The organism is Microcoleus sp. S36b_A4, assembly GCF_036700645.1.
Lineage (GTDB): Bacteria > Cyanobacteriota > Cyanobacteriia > Cyanobacteriales > Microcoleaceae > Microcoleus.
Genome location: NZ_JAUBPI010000021.1, coordinates 65,780 through 83,057, shown reverse-complemented (window position 1 = coordinate 83,057; position 17,278 = coordinate 65,780). Strand labels below are relative to the sequence as shown.

The 17,278-nt window shown below is 47.0% G+C and carries 14 protein-coding genes; 7 read left to right on the top strand and 7 right to left on the bottom strand.

The features are described 5' to 3' along the window. Window positions 1-256 precede the first annotated feature (256 nt). A complete protein-coding gene (locus QUA03_RS09355) occupies window positions 257-559 on the top strand; it encodes a hypothetical protein (protein ID WP_333211513.1) in 303 nt (100 codons plus the stop codon). A gap of 75 nt (window positions 560-634) precedes the next feature. On the opposite strand, the gene wecB is transcribed toward QUA03_RS09355, so the two are convergent. After that, complete coding sequence (gene wecB, locus QUA03_RS09350; protein ID WP_333211511.1) at window positions 635-1,747, bottom strand: non-hydrolyzing UDP-N-acetylglucosamine 2-epimerase; 1,113 nt, start codon at window positions 1,745-1,747, stop codon at window positions 635-637. A gap of 212 nt (window positions 1,748-1,959) precedes the next feature. On the opposite strand from wecB, the gene QUA03_RS09345 reads away from it, so the two are divergent. Beyond that, window positions 1,960-2,529 carry a pseudouridine synthase gene (locus QUA03_RS09345; protein WP_006631347.1) on the top strand — a complete coding sequence of 190 codons (570 nt, stop codon included), beginning with the start codon at window positions 1,960-1,962 and terminating at the stop codon, window positions 2,527-2,529. Between the two features lie 29 nt (window positions 2,530-2,558). Here the strand turns inward: QUA03_RS09345 and QUA03_RS09340 are convergent, their stop codons facing one another. Further along, entirely contained in the window at window positions 2,559-2,735 is a 177-nt protein-coding gene (locus QUA03_RS09340) for a hypothetical protein (protein ID WP_333211508.1), read from the bottom strand. After that, window positions 2,698-3,543 carry a hypothetical protein gene (locus QUA03_RS09335; protein WP_333211507.1) on the bottom strand — a complete coding sequence of 282 codons (846 nt, stop codon included), beginning with the start codon at window positions 3,541-3,543 and terminating at the stop codon, window positions 2,698-2,700. Before QUA03_RS09335 ends, QUA03_RS09340 begins: the two co-directional genes overlap by 38 nt. A 196-nt stretch (window positions 3,544-3,739) precedes the next feature. Between QUA03_RS09335 and ctpB the strand changes: the two genes are divergently transcribed. Then, on the top strand, window positions 3,740-5,059 hold the full coding sequence (ctpB, locus tag QUA03_RS09330; RefSeq protein ID WP_333211505.1) for a carboxyl-terminal processing protease CtpB: 1,320 nt from the start codon (window positions 3,740-3,742) through the stop codon (window positions 5,057-5,059). A gap of 314 nt (window positions 5,060-5,373) precedes the next feature. On the opposite strand, the gene QUA03_RS09325 is transcribed toward ctpB, so the two are convergent. After that, on the bottom strand, window positions 5,374-5,811 hold the full coding sequence (locus QUA03_RS09325) for a VOC family protein (protein ID WP_333211504.1): 438 nt from the start codon (window positions 5,809-5,811) through the stop codon (window positions 5,374-5,376). 211 nt (window positions 5,812-6,022) lie between these two features. Next, window positions 6,023-6,532 (bottom strand): TIGR02652 family protein, encoded by a 510-nt coding sequence (locus QUA03_RS09320; protein WP_333211502.1) that lies wholly within the window; start codon window positions 6,530-6,532, stop codon window positions 6,023-6,025. 106 nt (window positions 6,533-6,638) lie between these two features. Between QUA03_RS09320 and QUA03_RS09315 the strand changes: the two genes are divergently transcribed. From QUA03_RS09315 to QUA03_RS09300, 4 genes are all read left to right on the top strand, one after another. Next, entirely contained in the window at window positions 6,639-7,184 is a 546-nt protein-coding gene (locus QUA03_RS09315) for a gamma carbonic anhydrase family protein (RefSeq protein WP_333211500.1), read from the top strand. Window positions 7,185-7,225: 41 nt separating this feature from the next. Continuing rightward, window positions 7,226-7,831, top strand: a complete 606-nt coding sequence (locus QUA03_RS09310) for a Uma2 family endonuclease (RefSeq protein ID WP_333058342.1) — start codon at window positions 7,226-7,228, stop codon at window positions 7,829-7,831. Between the two features lie 196 nt (window positions 7,832-8,027). Next, entirely contained in the window at window positions 8,028-10,541 is a 2,514-nt protein-coding gene (locus tag QUA03_RS09305; protein ID WP_333211498.1) for a GH116 family glycosyl hydrolase, read from the top strand. Window positions 10,542-10,826: 285 nt separating this feature from the next. After that, window positions 10,827-12,254, top strand: coding sequence for a protein adenylyltransferase SelO family protein (locus QUA03_RS09300; protein WP_333211497.1), 1,428 nt, complete (start codon window positions 10,827-10,829; stop codon window positions 12,252-12,254). 80 nt (window positions 12,255-12,334) lie between these two features. On the opposite strand, the gene QUA03_RS09295 is transcribed toward QUA03_RS09300, so the two are convergent. Continuing rightward, window positions 12,335-14,749: a tetratricopeptide repeat protein gene (locus QUA03_RS09295; protein ID WP_333211496.1), complete on the bottom strand. Its 2,415-nt coding sequence runs from the start codon at window positions 14,747-14,749 to the stop codon at window positions 12,335-12,337. Beyond that, the gene (locus tag QUA03_RS09290) at window positions 14,706-16,904 is read right to left on the bottom strand and encodes a tetratricopeptide repeat protein (protein ID WP_333211495.1); all 2,199 of its coding nucleotides are present in this window, start codon (window positions 16,902-16,904) and stop codon (window positions 14,706-14,708) included. The genes QUA03_RS09295 and QUA03_RS09290 overlap by 44 nt, the downstream gene beginning before the upstream one ends. Between the last annotated feature and the right edge of the window lie 374 nt (window positions 16,905-17,278).

Here is a 17,278-nt window from a genome sequence, read left to right as displayed (position 1 = left end):
GTAGTCTGCCTTTTATCCCCGCTTTACCTTGCTAGTTGCTACCTATCAAGGTAGGGGATATGCTGTTACCGCTGCACTTGCGGACTGGGACTTAGGCTGATCCGCACCCAGATATGTATTTAGTTGTTATGACTTTGGAAGCCATACTAGCCATCCCTGAGTATTATTACTCCTTTCGACTAAACGAATCGCACCTACAGCACTAATAGCAGCGACCACAGTATTAGCAACAGCGACTGCGGGGGCAGCTTTGGCGGTGGCGGCTCCAGCGGTGGCTGTGCCGGTGGCGATTACAGCATTAGCAGTAGCAACTGCGGGGGTAGCTTTGGCGGTGGCGACTCCAACGGTGGCGGTGGGGGTAGCGATTACAGCAGTAGCAGTAGCGATTATTGCGGTGGCGGCGACTACAGCAGCAGTAGCAGTAGCGACTACAGCAGTAGCAGCGACTACAGCAGTAGCAGTAGCAGCGACTACAGCAGTAGCAGTAGTGACTCTAGTAGTGGGGGTGGCGGTGGGGATTGGTAATTCGGGAAGGGAGGCAAAAACCGAGTTTTTTTAACAGGAATTAGTCCCCCTCTGCGGGGACTTTGTTTGTTTAATTGCGGTTTCAACCGCCCAACTCGCGATGGAGTAGTTAACTAAAATACTCCTCAATAATTTTCAAAATCCGCGAAGCAGCCAAACCGTCACCAAAGGGATTAATTGCCATTGCCATTGCGTTGTATGCTTCGGAATTGCTGAGCAATTCTGCTGCTGCTGTGAAAATTATATCAGAATTAGTACCAACCAGTTTAGCAGTACCTGCAGAAATTGCTTCGGGTCTTTCTGTGGTTTCTCGTAATACTAAAACTGGCTTGCCCAAACTAGGTGCTTCCTCTTGCAAGCCACCGGAGTCAGTGAGAATTAAATGACATCTCTGAATCGCTCCTACTAATTCTGCGTAATCTAAAGGTTCAGTTAAAAATACTCTTGGATGGTCGCCCAAAAGAGCTTGCAAAGGTTCTTTAACTGTGGGATTTCGGTGTAGAGGTAAGAGCAAGGCTGTATCGGGAAATTTATCTAAGATTTGGAGAAATGCGCGAGCAATTCCTGCTAAAGGTTCTCCCCAATTTTCGCGGCGGTGAACTGTTGCTAAGATAGTGCGATATTTGCTCCAATCTAAGTTAGGAATGTTGCATTCTGGTTCGCGTTTGGCGACAGAAAGCAAAGCATCGATTACTGTGTTGCCTGTACGGTGAATTTCTCCCAAAACGCCCGATCGCACTAAATTCTCTTGGGCCAGCGCTGTCGGGGCAAAATGCAGCCTTGTGAGCTGAGATATCAACCGTCGGTTAGCCTCTTCGGGGTAAGGATTGAACACGTCGTCTGTCCGCAATCCGGCTTCTACGTGACCTACGGGTATTTTTTGGTAAAATGCAGCCAAAGCAGCGGCAAATGCTGTCGTTGTATCGCCCTGAACTAAGACGATGTGGGGCTGCAATTCTTTAAACAATGCTTCCAAACCCTGCAAACTCCGGGATGTAATATCTGTCAAGGTTTGCTGGTGCTGCATAATTGCTAAATCCCGATCGGCTTTTAGAGCGAACATTTGCATTACTTGTTCGACCATTTCTCGGTGCTGACCGGTTAAAATTACTTGGGTGTCAAAGGTTGGAGAACTTTTGAAGAGTTGAATGACTGGGGCTAGTTTAATCGCTTCCGGGCGAGTTCCTAAGACGATGCAAACGCGGTGTGTGGCTTCGGGCATGGTAAAATTGGGTAGTTGAGATTGGTGAGGGTTTTAAAGGCTCAATATTTATAGCAGGTTTGAATCGTTGGTTAATAAGATTTATTTTTTTGGGAACCGCAGAGGGCGCAGAGGGCGCAGAGGAGGGAGAAAAGATAGAGAGGAAGGGGTTTATTGAGGGTGTTATATAGTTTTATCTCGCACTGTTGGTACATTTTTAGTGTTTAATTGTCATGCCTTATCGCTACATTCTATTTTATAAACCCTACGATGTTTTAACTCAATTCACTGACAACTCCAGCGAAACTAAACGCAGCACTCTCAAAGACTATATTCCTATTCCTAACATTTATGCAGTAGGAAGGCTCGATCGCGATAGTGAAGGTTTGTTGCTGCTAACCGATGATGGACAAATGCAGCACCGCCTCAGTGACCCGAAATTCGCTCATCCCCGCACTTACTGGGTGCAAGTTGAACGAATTCCCGATGCAAGTGCGATCGCAGCTTTGCAGACAGGTGTCACAATTCAAGATTATCGGACTCGATCGGCAAAAGTGCAATTATTGTTAGAAGAACCACCTTTGCCACCCCGCGAACCGCCGATTAGATTTCGCAAAAACGTGCCGACAGCTTGGCTGGAAATGACTCTCACAGAAGGCCGCAACCGCCAAGTGCGCCGGATGACCGCAGCAGTAGGGTTTCCGACACTGCGGCTGGTCAGATGTGCGATCGGGCATTTGCGTCTCGAAGGCCTCAAACCCGGTGAATGGCGGGAACTAACTCAAGCCGATTTTAGATTTTAGATTTTGGATTTTGGATTGGAGAATTACAGTCAACCGTCTTGACATTTAGGACATTCTTGATAGCTGAAACTATTACTGCGGCTGCATTTCCCTTCTTCCTTCTTCCTGATATCCGTTACATCCGTTACATCCGTTACATCCGTTACCGAACTTCCTTCTGCCTTCTGCTTACTTTCGAGGGGGCAAAATAAAACTCTCCTTTCCATCCTGATCTTTTTGCACCTGAGCTCCCAACTTGACAAGAGCTTGTCTCGCCCTTTGACGCACCAACTTATCAGTTGTTTGAGCATAAACCGTGCTCCAAGCATTAAACCGCACCGGCACGCTATCGGGATCTCGGCGCAAATACTCAGCAGTGGCTCGAAACATCGGCGCCAATTTCGACCATTCCGGGCTTCCTTCCACCCAATCAGCGGCCATTTCGTGAGAGCGAATTGAGTCGGGAATATCCCCCAACAGCAGCAACTCATCAATACCTTTAGTTCGCCACACTATCCACGATTGGGAATGAAGTTGCGGCGAAACGGCAAGGGCTCTAGTACCACGCTCTATAAAGTTAACAGCGGTTTCAGGCTTTCCTTGATAAAAAGAAATAGCTGTGGAAAGAAACAGGTAGATGTCAGTCCACCGCGGGTCGCGCTGCGTAACTATGTCAAAATAATCTTGGCTGAGATTGTAGCCCGTCACCTCTCGCGCTTCGTCGTCGCCAAAATATTGCAAAAATTTGAGAAATGTCCAATCTGCAATTAAATTGTCAAACCCAAAACTAGGGATAGTTTTGAGCATTTTTAGCCGCAGGGCTTCTTGCTGCGCTTCTTGCTGTGCGGCTTGCTTGAAACTGGCAGCAGACATTGCAGACAGCGGCTTTTGCCCCTGAACGCCAACTGGGGACATTCCGCCTAACTCCCGGCTAGACTGCATGGCCACGACCCCCGCCAGCGCTGCTAGGCCGATAACTCCATTAACGAGCAGGCTCAACCACTTACGCGAAAATTGTTCGATTTTAGCTTCCACGGCACTTTATAAATCCAAGTTTTAAATTAAGTTTATTGAAAGAGAGTAATAATTGGTTGGCGATCGACTATGAATCTCGTTAAACTGTCCAAAGGGATGGTGGAGCCTCCGCACAATAGTTTAAGTAGTAGTGTGAGATTTTTTAGCAATATAAAATCTCAAATCAAAAATCTAAAATCGAATTGAGCCAAATTCAATGAATCAAGCCCGCAGACGCTTTTCTAAATTACAGGCAGCCCTGTTCAGTGGGGCAATGGCAACAACCGCTTCGATATCTTTGCTCGTTCCCGGCCTGAGTCAATCAGTCCGCGCTGAGCTTCAAGATAGCCCCAAAGCTGTCTTAGACGAAGCTTGGCAAATTGTGAACCGAGACTATGTTGATGGCAGCTTTAACAAGACTGACTGGCAAGTAACCCGCCAAGAACTGCTGAGCAAAAATTATACTTCTCGCGAAGCTGCCTACACCGCCCTCCGCAAAGCCCTAGAGAAATTAAACGACCCCTACACGCGCTTCATGGACCCGAAGCAGTACGAAGCGCTGACGAATCAAACGTCTGGGGAACTGACAGGGGTGGGGATGAGGCTGGAAGAAGACGAGAAAACAAAAGCGATTAGGGTAGTCGAGCCGATGGAAAATTCCCCGGCCCTGAAGGCAGGGATTCTAGCGGGCGATACGATTTTGGTGATTGACGGCAAAACTACCAAAGGCATGACTGTCTCGGATGCGGCTCAGGTAATTCGGGGCGACGAAGGTACGAAAGTAACGCTGCGGATTGCTCGTGAGGGCAAAAGCGAGTTTGATATCACTCTGACTCGGGCGAGAATAGAGGTAGCCGCGGTTCGCTACAGCCTCAAGAATGAAGGCGGTAAGAATGTGGGTTACATCCGTTTACAAGAGTTTAGCTCCCACGCGGGCGAACAAATGGAGGCGGCGATTAAAAAGCTCTCGGCTCAGAAAGCTGACGCTTTTGTGTTGGATTTGCGGGGGAATCCCGGCGGGTTGCTGCGAGTGAGCATTGATATCGCTCGGATGTGGATGGATACAGGGGCGATCGTCCGCACAGTCGATCGGGCGGGCGATTCTCAGGAAATGAAGGCAAATCGCACTGCGCTCACTGACAAGCCTTTGGTGGTGCTCGTGGACGACAACTCAGCCAGCGCCAGCGAGATTTTGGCCGGTGCTCTGAAGGACAACAAGCGCGCAACTGTGATGGGCGGCCAAACTTTTGGCAAAGCTTTGGTGCAGTCGGTGCATTCTTTGGCTGACGGTTCGGGATTGGCGGTGACGATCGCTCACTACTATACTCCTAACGGTACGGATATCAGCCACAAGGGGGTTACTCCTGATGTTAAGGTGGAAATCACCGACGAACAAAAGCTGAAATTAGCTAACAAACCGATGTTGGTTGCGACTAAGGATGATCCTTGCTACGCGCAGGCGATCGCACTTTTGAAAACTACTGCTTCCTCGGCGCGTCCCGTGGCCGCTAATGAGGTTCTTGTTCCTAAAAAGTAAGTAGTTGAAACAGTAATTTATTAACAATAAGCATGAATATAAAACCCGCTGGCGCGGGTTTTATTTTTATTGATTAGTTATTGGTAATTAAGTAAATCCCCTTAATCCAAACGAAAGATGCAGATGGCTAAAAAGTTGGCTATATGAGCATTCTTCCTGCTCCCTGTTTCCTTCTTTTTTCTATTTAGTTATTGGTTAATTGATATCCGGATTAAAGCAGATTAGTCGGATTGGAATTTTTTAACCGCAGATATCAACTTCGGAACACAGATGGAGGCTGATGGGATTTCTGAAGTGTTTCAACTCAGACTTAATTAGCTATTCATCCGTCGGATAAACTCTAAGGGCAAACCGTCTGTATCGGCAATAAAAGCTACTTCGTAAACATTTTGCCCGATCGCCTGTTGAGTCGGTTCTAACAAAACTTTCAAAGCTTGAAACTGATTGGGTTGCTCTTTAACTGCTTCCTCAAACCGTTCTTTCAGAGACTGCAACCAGCTAGGCAAGTCAGTTGTCGCCTCAGTTAAATCGAAAGATAAATGATAATATCCAACATAATGCTCGTCTCCGAAAGCATCCGGTGCGGGTTTTGGTTCCGGGATTTGAATTAGTTCGATGCGTCCGTTGAGACCTTCCATCCAACAGGCTAGGGTGTAACCTGTGGTAAAGCGATCGCTCACAGTAAATCCCAACTGTTCGTAAAAGGCGATCGCCCGGTGTATGTTAGCAGTGCGAATCGAGGCGTGGTGCATTCGATTTTAGATTTTAGATTTTAGATTTTAGATTGGGGAATTGGGAATTGGGAATTGGGAATTGGGAATTGGGCATTGGGAATTGGGCATTGGGCATTGGGCATTAGGCATTAGGAATAGGAACTAACTAATGACTAATAACTCATGACTAATAACTCATGACTAATGACTCATGACTAATGACTACTGACTACTGACTACTGACTAATAACTATTCAAACAACCGAAAATACGGATATCTAATCGGCTGTCCCGGCTCTTTTTCCAAATCAAAATTAATCACTTCCCAACAAGGGTCGTCTTGAGGATCGGGGCTAAAATCCACAGGCAAACCGTACAGTCTCGGTCGGGGCGATTCCGCTTGCCCGCGCCAAGGCGTGCTGCGTTCCAAATAAGCGCTGATTAAGTCGCGATAGCGTTGAGCAACGATCACGCGAGTTGCTCGGTAGCCTTGAGTATAAAGTCGATCGAGCGCTTCGTGAATTTCAAACCGAATCCCGTCGGGGTGTGTGTGCTGGCGATACCATTCATTCTCCCAGCGGCGCCAGTGCCGCCCAGACTGAAGGTGAACCAGTTCCCCCGTTTTTGGATCTGCCTCAAATGCCCCGTGACGCGGACACAAATAGGTATCCGTGAGCGTTAGAGCCGGAATTGTTTGGCGACAGTGGGGACACTGAATTTCCGGGCCAAACATCGGGTATTGCAAGGCAACTTCAATCATTTATTTGCGTCCCAGCATATTTTCTCTGCAAAAGTCCCAAATACTTTTATTATATCCCGTATCAACAACCAGCTAATCTGCTAGAAGTATAACGATCGACCTACAAATGAGCAATCTCAACGAATCTCTGTCTGCACTTCCTTCCTCTTGGCCCTTGCCCGATCTATCCCAAGCGGCTTTTATCGCTGAAGGCGCTATTGTCATCGGCAGGGTAGAGGTGGCAGCGGGCGCTAGTATCTGGTACGGGGCGGTGGTGCGGGCGGATATAGAGCGAATTGCGATCGGCTCAAGTACCAATATCCAAGATGGAGCAATTCTGCACGGCGATCCGGGAAAACCGACTGTTTTGGAAGATTTCGTGACCGTCGGACACCGAGCTGTGATTCACTCAGCTTACATTGAACGGGGCTGCCTGATCGGGATTGGGGCGATCGTCCTCGATGGAGTGAGGGTGGGAACAGGCTCGATCGTCGGTGCAGGGGCGGTTGTCACCAAGGACGTTCCCCCTCACACGCTAGTGGCGGGAGTGCCTGCCAAACGCCTCCGGGATGTCTCTGAGGAAGAAGCCGCCGAGTTGGTGGAACACGCTAAGCGTTACGAAAAGTTGGCTCTGGTTCACGCGGGGAAAGGTTCTGAGTTGGGATTTGGTTAGTTGATAGAATAAGATTTTAAGCAAAAAACTATTAGTTTCCAATGGCTTACACCGCGCAAAAAATCCTAACTTTTGAAACATTCCTCGATCGATATTGTGACAACTTCCGCTACGAGCTCGCTGACGGAGAATTAGTTGACATGGAACCCACAGGCCCCCACGAAACCGTCAGCGGTAAACTAGCAACTCAAATCGGCATCGCCATCGCAGCCGAAAAACTACCTTGGTTCATTCCCCGCACTTGTTTGATCCGTCCATTTTCAGATGCAGCTACCGCCCGCCGTCCCGATATTGTCGTGTTAGATGAAACTGCTATTGTCAGCGAACCTCTTTGGGAAAGAGAACCTGTGATTACGCTGGGACGATCTATTAAATTGGTGGTAGAAGTCGTCAGCACTAACTGGGAAACAGATTACGCCCGAAAAGTTGAAGAATATGCTATTTTAGGGATTCCAGAGTATTGGATAGTTGATTATCGCGGATTGGGAGGCGTGGCTTTTATCGGTAAACCAAAACAACCTACTATCACCGTTTGCCAACTGATTGACCAAGATTACACGCAGCAACAATTTCGCCTCGGCGATCGGATTATTTCTCCTTTGTTAACCAGCTTGCAACTGCGGTTAGATGATGTTCTACCGCGTTAGGCGATCGACCAACAAATTTTAGATTTTAGATGTTAGATGGGAGAATTGATTAATCTGGCAGCCCTGAACCCAATTGCTTTTGGCCAACAATCAACCGTCAACAATCTTCGGAAAAATTGGGATTTGTTCGAGCGATAAAACTTTAAAATTCACTAAAGAAAATTGTAAAGCTCGATCGAGCGCTAAGATTAATCACATGAATAACGATCGCACCTCCAATCCAAACATCCCCCCGCACACATGGAAACGTCCCATCGGCCTCGGTTGGGAGAATCCCTATACAGTCCGCTACGCAAGCAATCTCGACGACGGGCCCTGGCACGGAATGCCTCTGGGCGGGTTCGGTGCCGGCTGCATCGGGCGATCGTCCCGCGGCGACTTCAACCTCTGGCACATTGACGGCGGCGAACACATTTTTCGCAGTTTGCCCGCTTGTCAGTTCAGCGTTTTTGAAGAAACTCAAGGCAAAAAACAAGCTTTTGCACTCTCCACTGAACCGCCTACAGATGGTAGTTTATCTAGTTGGAAATGGTATCCATCGGAAGGAAGTTCGGCAACGGATTCTGTAACGGATGTAACGGATGGAATTCTGAAGGCAGACGGAAGAAGGGAAGAGAAGGAAAAATTTCAATCTTCGGGGACTTATCATGCTTTGTATCCGCGCAGTTGGTTTGTATACGAAAATGTATTTAAGGCTCAATTAAGCTGCGAGCAATTTTCGCCAATTTTGCCAAACAATTATCAGGAAAGCAGTTACCCAGTTGCCATGTTTGAATGGGTAGCCCACAATCCTACAGATGCGCCGATTACTCTCAGCATCATGCTGACTTGGGAGAATATTGTTGGTTGGTTTACTAATGCCAACAAGTCGCCGAAAGTGATGGTTCGAGATGATGGTAGTCCATTTTATGACTATCAACCCAGGTGGGGAGAAAGTGCCGGAAATTTGAATTTGTTGGTGGAAGATTTTCACCGCATCGGTTGCGTGATGACGCGGTTGACTGCTGAGGACGAACCGCAAGAGGGGGATGGACAATGGGCGATCGCAACTATTACTAATCCGGCGGTAGAAGTATTCTATCAAACTCGCTGGAACCCGGCGGGTAATGGCGAGGATATTTGGCGCAACTTTTCTGCTGAAGGTTTCTTGTTGGATGACAGAGACGAGACAGCCGCAACAGCAGGAGAACAGTTGGCTTGTGCGATCGCAGTTCGCTTTACTATTCGACCGGGAAAAACTCGCAAAATCCCCTTTATTATAGCTTGGGATTTGCCCGTTACTGAGTTTGCATCGGGAGTTTGGTACTACCGCCGCTATACGGATTTCTTCGGCCGCAACGGCAAAAATGCTTGGCCGATTATTCGCACTGCAATGAAGCATTCGGATACTTGGCGCGAAAATATTGAAGCTTGGCAAAAACCCATTTTAGAACGGAAAGATTTGTCAGACAGTTTTAAAATGGCGCTGTTTAACGAGTTATACGCCCTGACAGATGGCGGTACTCTTTGGAGTGCGGCTGACGAACGCGATCCGAAGGGTCAATTTGCGGTTTTGGAGTGCATTGATTACCGCTGGTATGAAAGTTTAGACGTGCGGCTTTACGGTTCTTTTGCTTTGTTGATGCTGTGGCCGGATTTGGAAAAGTCGGTGGTTTTAGCCTTCGCTAGGGCAATTTCAGCCGGAGACGATACGCCGAGAATTATTGGCTGGAATCAAGCTTCGGCTATTAGAAAAGCTGTCGGCGCGACGCCGCACGATTTGGGTGCTCCTAACGAACATCCTTGGGAGAAAACGAATTATACTAGCTATCAAGATTGCAATTTGTGGAAGGATTTGCCTTGCGATTTTGTGTTGCAGGTTTATCGGGATTTCCTGTTGACTGGCAGCACAGATTGTGATTTTCTGCAAGAGTGTTGGCCGGCAATTGTTGAGGCTTTGGCTTATCTGAAAACTTTTGATGAGGATGGGGACGGAATTCCTGAGAATTCTGGAGCACCGGATCAGACGTTTGATGATTGGCAAATGCGGGGAATCAGTGCGTATTGCGGGGGTTTGTGGTTGGTGGCGCTGGAGGCTGCGATCGCGATCGGTGAAATTTTGGAAGATGCAACACCGGAGATAATTCCTAACCCTCAAGCAAAGATAGCATTATATCACAGTTGGCTGTTACAAGCAAGACCGAGCTATCAAGAAAAACTGTGGAACGGTCAATATTACCGTTTGGACAGCGAGAGTAATTCCGAAGTGGTGATGGCAGACCAATTGTGCGGTCAATTTTACGCGAAACTGTTAGGATTGCCGGATATTGTGCCGCCGGAATGTGCAGTTAGTGCTTTAGAAACTGTGTACGATTCTTGCTTTTTGAAATTCAACGATGGCGAGTTCGGTGCGGCGAATGGGGTAATGCTGAATGGTTCGCCGGAAAATCCGAATGCGACTCATCCTTTGGAAGTTTGGACAGGGATTAATTTTGGGTTGGCTGCTTTTTTGGTACAGATGGGGATGGAGGAGAAAGCATTTAAATTGACGGATGCGGTGGTGAAGCAGATTTATGAAAATGGGTTGCAGTTTCGGACGCCGGAAGCGATTACGGCGGGGGGAACTTTTCGCGCTAGTCACTATTTGCGGGCGATGGCTATTTGGGCAATTTACGGGGTGTTGACCAGTTTTAAAGAGGGGATTGGTATATTAGCTGGTGAATCTGACTAAAATTCAAGCCTTAAAATCGCTTTTTAGCAAGGAAAACGGTTAATTCAACTATCAATAAAATTGACCGTAAAAACTTTTTCTCTTCGAGGAAGACATTAATTTTTCATGCTCAAACTTCAGCTTGGCTAAAATTTGAGCATGAAAAAGCCCGGAGATGTGAGGGGATCGAACTCGGCTATAAACGAGAGAGAAAAAGGGTCTGAGGCAATTGTTGACACCAATGCAGTCCGCACCTTACTTGTATATAATTTGGAGCGATCGCCAATTTCAAGATAAAATAGAAAAATGTCAAATCCTTTGCTTTCCCTCAACTACGAACCAGCCCTCGAATCCCTCGGCGGCGACTATTTTGATGAAGTTCCCGCAGCCGACTTTCCGCAGCATATTCTCCGCTTCCGCAATGACCAATTATTGCTAACATTGGGTTTAGATCCGGCGCAAGTAACCGACCAACATTTCATCGAAGCGTTCGGCAAATTTCACTGCGTCCGTCCCTTTCTCGCACTCCGCTATCACGGCTATCAATTCAACGCATATAACCCCAATTTAGGTGACGGTAGAGGCTTCTTATACGGCCAAGTTCGCGGCACTGATGGCAGACTTTACGACTTCGGCACTAAAGGTTCCGGCCGCACTCCCTACTCGCGGGGCGGTGACGGTAGACTTACTCTCAAAGGGGGAATTCGCGAAGTTTTAGCCGCCGAAGCTTTGCACCGATTGGGAGTGCGGACATCTCGCTGTTTTAGTTTAGTTGAAACTGGGGATGCTTTGTGGCGGGGCGACGAACCATCTCCGACACGATCGTCCGTAATGGTGCGTTTCAGTCATTCTCACATTCGGTTTGGAACTTTTGAAAGGTTGCACTATATCCGCCGCCCGGATTTAACTAAAAAACTTTTAGATTTTGTTATTGAATATTACTATCCAGAACTGCATTTAGAAGCAAGCAAAGCTAGTTTTTCTGCCCCGGACAAATATGCGCTATTTTATGCAGATTTAGTCCAGCGAGTAGCTGAATTAGTTGCTCAGTGGATGGCAGCAGGATTTTGCCATGCCGTGCTGAATACTGATAATATGTCGATTACGGGAGAAAGTTTCGATTACGGGCCTTTCGCTTTTATCCCAACTTACAAACCGGAATTTACCGCCGCTTATTTTGACTATTCTGGTCTTTATTGTTACGGGAATCAACCGTTGATTTGTAGGGACAATTTAGAGAAGCTCCAGGAACCGCTAGCAGCGGCGATTCCTCAAGCTGATATGGATGCGGGTTTGGCAAAGTTTGGCGATTATTATAATGCAGCTTATCGGCAGTTAATGCTAAATAGATTGGGATTTGAGGATTTGCCAGAGGCGGAGGGAGATGAGTTGTTGAAGCTGACAATTAAAATGCTGGCGGATTCTCAAGTTGAGTATCACGATTTCTTTTGGGAATTGCGAAGGCAGTTCGATCGCACTTGGCGAGATGATGCTAGTCTAATTTTTGCTGAGGCGGAACCCGCAAACTTGATCGCACCTTGGCGACAGTTTTACTATCACGTTTTGCAAAGTTTGTCTACGGATGATATGGATCAAATGGCGGACAGGTTGCGGAAACACAATCCCGAACAGTCGCTCTTGAGACCGGCAATTGAGGCTGTTTGGGAGCCCATAGCTATTGAGGATAATTGGGAACCGTTTTATGAGTTGGTGAAGAGACTTCAAAACTCTTAAACGGAATTGGGCAGGGGGCATTGTTGACTGTTAACTGTTGACTGTTGACTGTTGAATAACAACTAACAACTGACTAATAACTACTTGAGCTTTTCAATCTCAAATTGTGCATCTTTGTAACCGCCGGTAAGTCCTTGATCGAGAAACATTTTGCCGGCTTTTTCTAAATCGCTAATTGCTCCTGCTTTGTCTCCCAATGAGCGGCGAACCATGCCTCTACCGTAGTAAGCAGCAGCATAATTCGGACTGATCCGAATAGCTTGCACGTAATCTGCGATCGCACTATTGTAATTCTTTAACTCCTGATAAATCTTAGCCCGATTGGCGTAAGCTTCCGCATTGTTGGGATTGAACCCGATTGCTGCTGTAAAATCTGCGATCGCCCCCTGGGCGTCACCCCCGGCGCTGCGAGCTAAACCACGATTGTTAAAAGCATTAAAATCATTCGGATTTACTGTTAGCGCTTGAGTGCAATCGGCAATTGCTTTCGGATAATCCTTCAAATTTAAATAAGCAATGCAGCGATTGTTGTAAGGAACCCCATCCTCCTCGCTCAGCGAAATTGCCTGAGTGCAATCGTCAATTGCCGCTTGATGCGCTCCCAAATTCAACTGCGTGCTACAACGATTAGCGTAAGCATCTGCACTCTTGGGATCGATCGCAATTACCTGAGAATAATCCGCCAAAGCTCCCTGATAATCTCCTAGGTGAAAGCGAGCTCTCCCCCGACTGTAAAAAGCATCAACATTCTTAGGATCAAGTTTAATGGCCTCAGTATAATCTCCAATTCCCCCCTGCAAATCGCCACTCCCAGCACGAGCTAACCCCCGCGAATGATAAGCTTTAACAAGGTTCGGCTGCAGCCGAATTACTCCGGTAAAATCCTGAATAGCGGCCTTGTAATCTTGCAGTTCTAAATAACCAACTCCTCTTTCATAATATGTATCAACATCGTTTGGCTGGAGATTCAAAGCTTGAGTGTAATCCTCAATCGCTCCCCGTGTATCGTTAAAATCGTGACGGGCTAGGCCGCGGTTAAAATAAGCCTGAACATATTTAGGATTGAGAGCGATTGCCTGAGAATAATCTGCAATTGCTTCTTCATACTTTTGTAAATCATAATTAGCATTACCGCGCTGGTAAAAACTTTCAGCATTTTTAGGATTCAATTGAATTGACTTATTAAAAGCCTGCAAAGCTGCATCCGCATCTTTATTGCGAGACTTTTCCACTCCCTGTTCGTAATATTCCTTAGCTTTAATCGGATTTGGGCGGCTCCAATAACTAAACAGAAATACCAGAACTATCGCTGCCCCGACGCCCGCCAAAATCAGCAACCAAAATCGACTTCCCAAACGTGAATAAAAACTATCAGAAGATACTAAGCTGGGAGCAATACTTTTCTTGTTAGCCGTATTCACAGGCTCTTGGCGGTGTCTCAACTTGCTGAGAGCTACCAAAACTTCCTCGGCAGATTGATAGCGTTTGCCAAATTGGTGACAGACCATTTTGTCAATTATATTGGCTAATCCCACAGAACATTGAGCTCGGTTTCGCCAAACAATTTCCCCCGTATGAGAAGGACTCGGATCTTGCAATTTGGGCAAATCCGTACCGGGTAAACCAGTGATAGCTTGGACTGCCATCATCCCGACTGCATAGAGGTCGCTGCTAAATTGCGGGTTGCCTTGAAATTGTTCGATCGGCATATAAGCCGGAGTTCCAGTAGCAATGGTGCGCGGAAACTCTGTATCGTGATCGCTGACGTGACTGGCAACTTCTTTAACCGAACCAAAGTCAATTAAAACTAATTTGCCGTCTGGTTTGCGGCGGATTAAGTTGGAGGGATTAACATCACGGTGAATCACTCCCTGAGAGTGTACGAAGGCGAGAACTTGTAACACTTCTTGCAACAGATCCAGCACTCGTTCTTCTCGCCAAGGTTGACCGGCCACAATTTCCCTATTTAGGGCGTGTCCGGGCACAAACTCTTCGACGAGGTAGAATTGATTGGCTTCTTCAAAATAAGCTAGTAAAAATGGAATTTGATCGTGTTTTCCCAGCTTTTCTAATATTTCTGCTTCTTGTTTAAATAAGCGATAAGCTGTTTTGAGAACTGTGGAAGTGTTGCTGGGAGGGCGCAGTTGTTTGACTACACATTGAGGATGGCCCGGCCGGCGAGTATCGACAGCTAAATAAGTTTGTCCAAAAGCTCCTGAACTGAGGATTTGCACTACGCGATAACGCCTGTCTAAAAGTTGACCAACCATGTTCATATCTATAATTGAGAATTGGTAACGGGGAGTTGGTAATTGGGAATTTGTAAGGGGGAGTTGGTAAGGGGGAGTTGGTAAGGGGAAGTTGGTAATTTGAGCTTCTTCCTTTTTCCTTCTTCCTTCTTCCTTCTTCCTTTTTTCTTGTTTTTTTAACATCTGAATGGAAACTAAGAGTTTATTTAGGGTCGTTGATTTGTGATTGTGCGTTTTGGAAACCATCGGCTCTTCCTTGTTCTAGAAACAAGGTTGCAGCTTTCTGAAAATCCTCGATCGCCCCAGCACGGTCTTTGAGTTGGCGGCGGACGAGGCCTCGGCTATAAAAAGCGCTAGCATTGTTGGGGTTGAGCCGCAGCGAGTGAGCGAAATCCTCAACCGCTAAAGGGTAATTTTTTAGTTCTGAGTAAATAGTACCGCGATTGCTGTAAGCTACTGCATCGCTGGGATTGAGCCGAATTGCTTGAGTAAAATCTTCTAAAGCTCCCTGCTTGTCTCCCGAAGCCGATCGAGCTAATCCTCTATTGCTGTAGGCTTTGGGATTGTTGCCGTTGAGTCCGATCGTCAAACTGCAATCTTCGCTGGCCTTTTGATATTGTTTTAAATTCAGATAAGCAATGCAGCGGTTGTTGTAAGCTGCTTCATCTTTTGGATCGAGGCGAATTCCTTCGGTGCAATCGGCAATCGCTTTGTCGTAGGTGGCCAAATTCAAGTAAGCGCTGCACCGATTGGTATAAGCATCAGCGATATCTGGTTGCAATTCGATCGCCTTAGTATAATCTTCCATCGCTCCTTGATAATCTGCCAGATTAAACCGCGATCGACCACGACTGTAGTATACGCCAGCTTGTTTGGGACTAATTTGAAGGGCTTGAGTAAAATCTGCCATTGCTCCTGTTTTGTCGCCTGCAGCCGATCGAGCTAAGCCCCGATTGCTGTAAGCTGTAGCATCGTTGGGACTGAGCCGAATTGCTTGAGTGTAGTCTTCAATTGCCTGGGCGTAGTCGCCCAACTCGTAGTAAGCTAAACCCCGCTGCGAGTATGCCTCACCGTCGCTGGGATTCAGTCGCACGACTTGGGTGAAATCTTCCACGGCCCCCCGCTTGTCCCCGATGTCGAGGCGGGCCATACCTCGATTGTAGAGAGCTTTGGTGTGGCTAGGATTGACTTTAATTGCTTGCGTGTAATCCTGTATTGCTTGCTCGGTTGCCCCCATGTCGTAGCGAGCGTTTGCCCGCTTGTAGTAAGTTTCCGCATCGGTGGCATTCATGGCGAGCGCTTGAGTATAATCGGCGATCGCGCCTGTTGTGTCACCTTGCTGCGCCTTGGCCACGCCGCGGGCTAACAATTCTTTTGATCTCGCCGGACTTTGACTCTGCCAAAAGTAAGTTATCAGTGCCGTCAAGATTAAAGCTGCCGCTGTTGCAGCCAACAGCAGCAGTTTGGTTGGGCTTTGTCTTCGCGGTTGACTCATAGCGTGCGTGATGATTGTGGCTGGCGGCGGCTCAACCTCCAATTTTACGGCGATTTGTTTGAGGTCTGCTAAAACTTCGGCGGCCTCCTGATAGCGCTCCTCGCAGTCGGGGCGCACCATTTGCTCGATAATATCTGCTAGGGCTGCCGAACAAGTTGCTCGGTTTCGCCAGGGAATTTCGTTGTTGTTGTTTTTTAAGGCACTCAGTTCGTTGGGTGAGAGTCCCGTGACGGCAAGCTGGGCGATCGTACCTAGAGCGTAGATGTCGCTATTGTAACGGGGGTTGCCGCTCAATTGTTCGATCGGCACGTATAACTCCTGGGCCGCCAAATCCTGTTTTTTTGCCTCATGCCGTTTAACAGAGTTCGGGGAAGTTTGCGACAACAAATGACAGTTAGCAAGTTCCGGGTTAATTTCTTTGTCTAAGCTAAAGTCTACCAATACAAATTTGCCGTCAGACTCGCGCCGGATCGCTCTGTCTGGTTGAATTCTGCGGTGAATAAAACCCTTCTCGTGTATGAACACCAAAATTTCTAATATTTCTGATAGCAGACCAATTACTTGATCTTCATCCCAAGGTTGACCGGGTATTAGTTCTTGACTTAAAGGTGAACCGGCAATAAATTCTTCAATTAAGTATAAACTTTGATTTTCCTCAAAATACGCCAATAATTCCGGGATTTTGTCGTGTTTTCCCAACTTTTCAATTATTTCGGCGTTTCGTTGAAATATAACTTTGACTAATTCTGGAGTTTGTGAACTTGTGCCGGGGAGTCGCATTTCTCTAACCGTGCATTGCGGATACCCAGGACGGTGAGTATCTGCTGCTAGATAAGTTTTTCCCACTTCACTTGAGTCTGTGACTTTAATGATGCGGTAACGTCTGTCTAGAAGTTGACCAATCATACTTTGCCCTCTACCCTGTCAATCGATTTTAGATTTTAGATTTTAGATTGAAGCATTGACCCAGCCCAAAAACGGATACGCTGCCACGTACAGGAGTCGTGGAAAGATAAAAATTTTCGACCCTAGTTCAAGCTCCCAGATTTATCTGTGGGGTAAATCGAGAATCGAAAATCGAAAATCGAAAATCGACTGACCCCACAGATAAATTCGGGGGGCAAGTTTCATCGGATACAGGTTTTTTATTTCTGGACGGATGAATCACGTGGCGGGTATCCTGGATGCTTGATTGTCAATTTTCCATTATCGCATGAAATCAGAATAGCCAAAATATGTGGCTGAGTAATTTAAGTTCGATCGAGCCGTGACTCCTACCC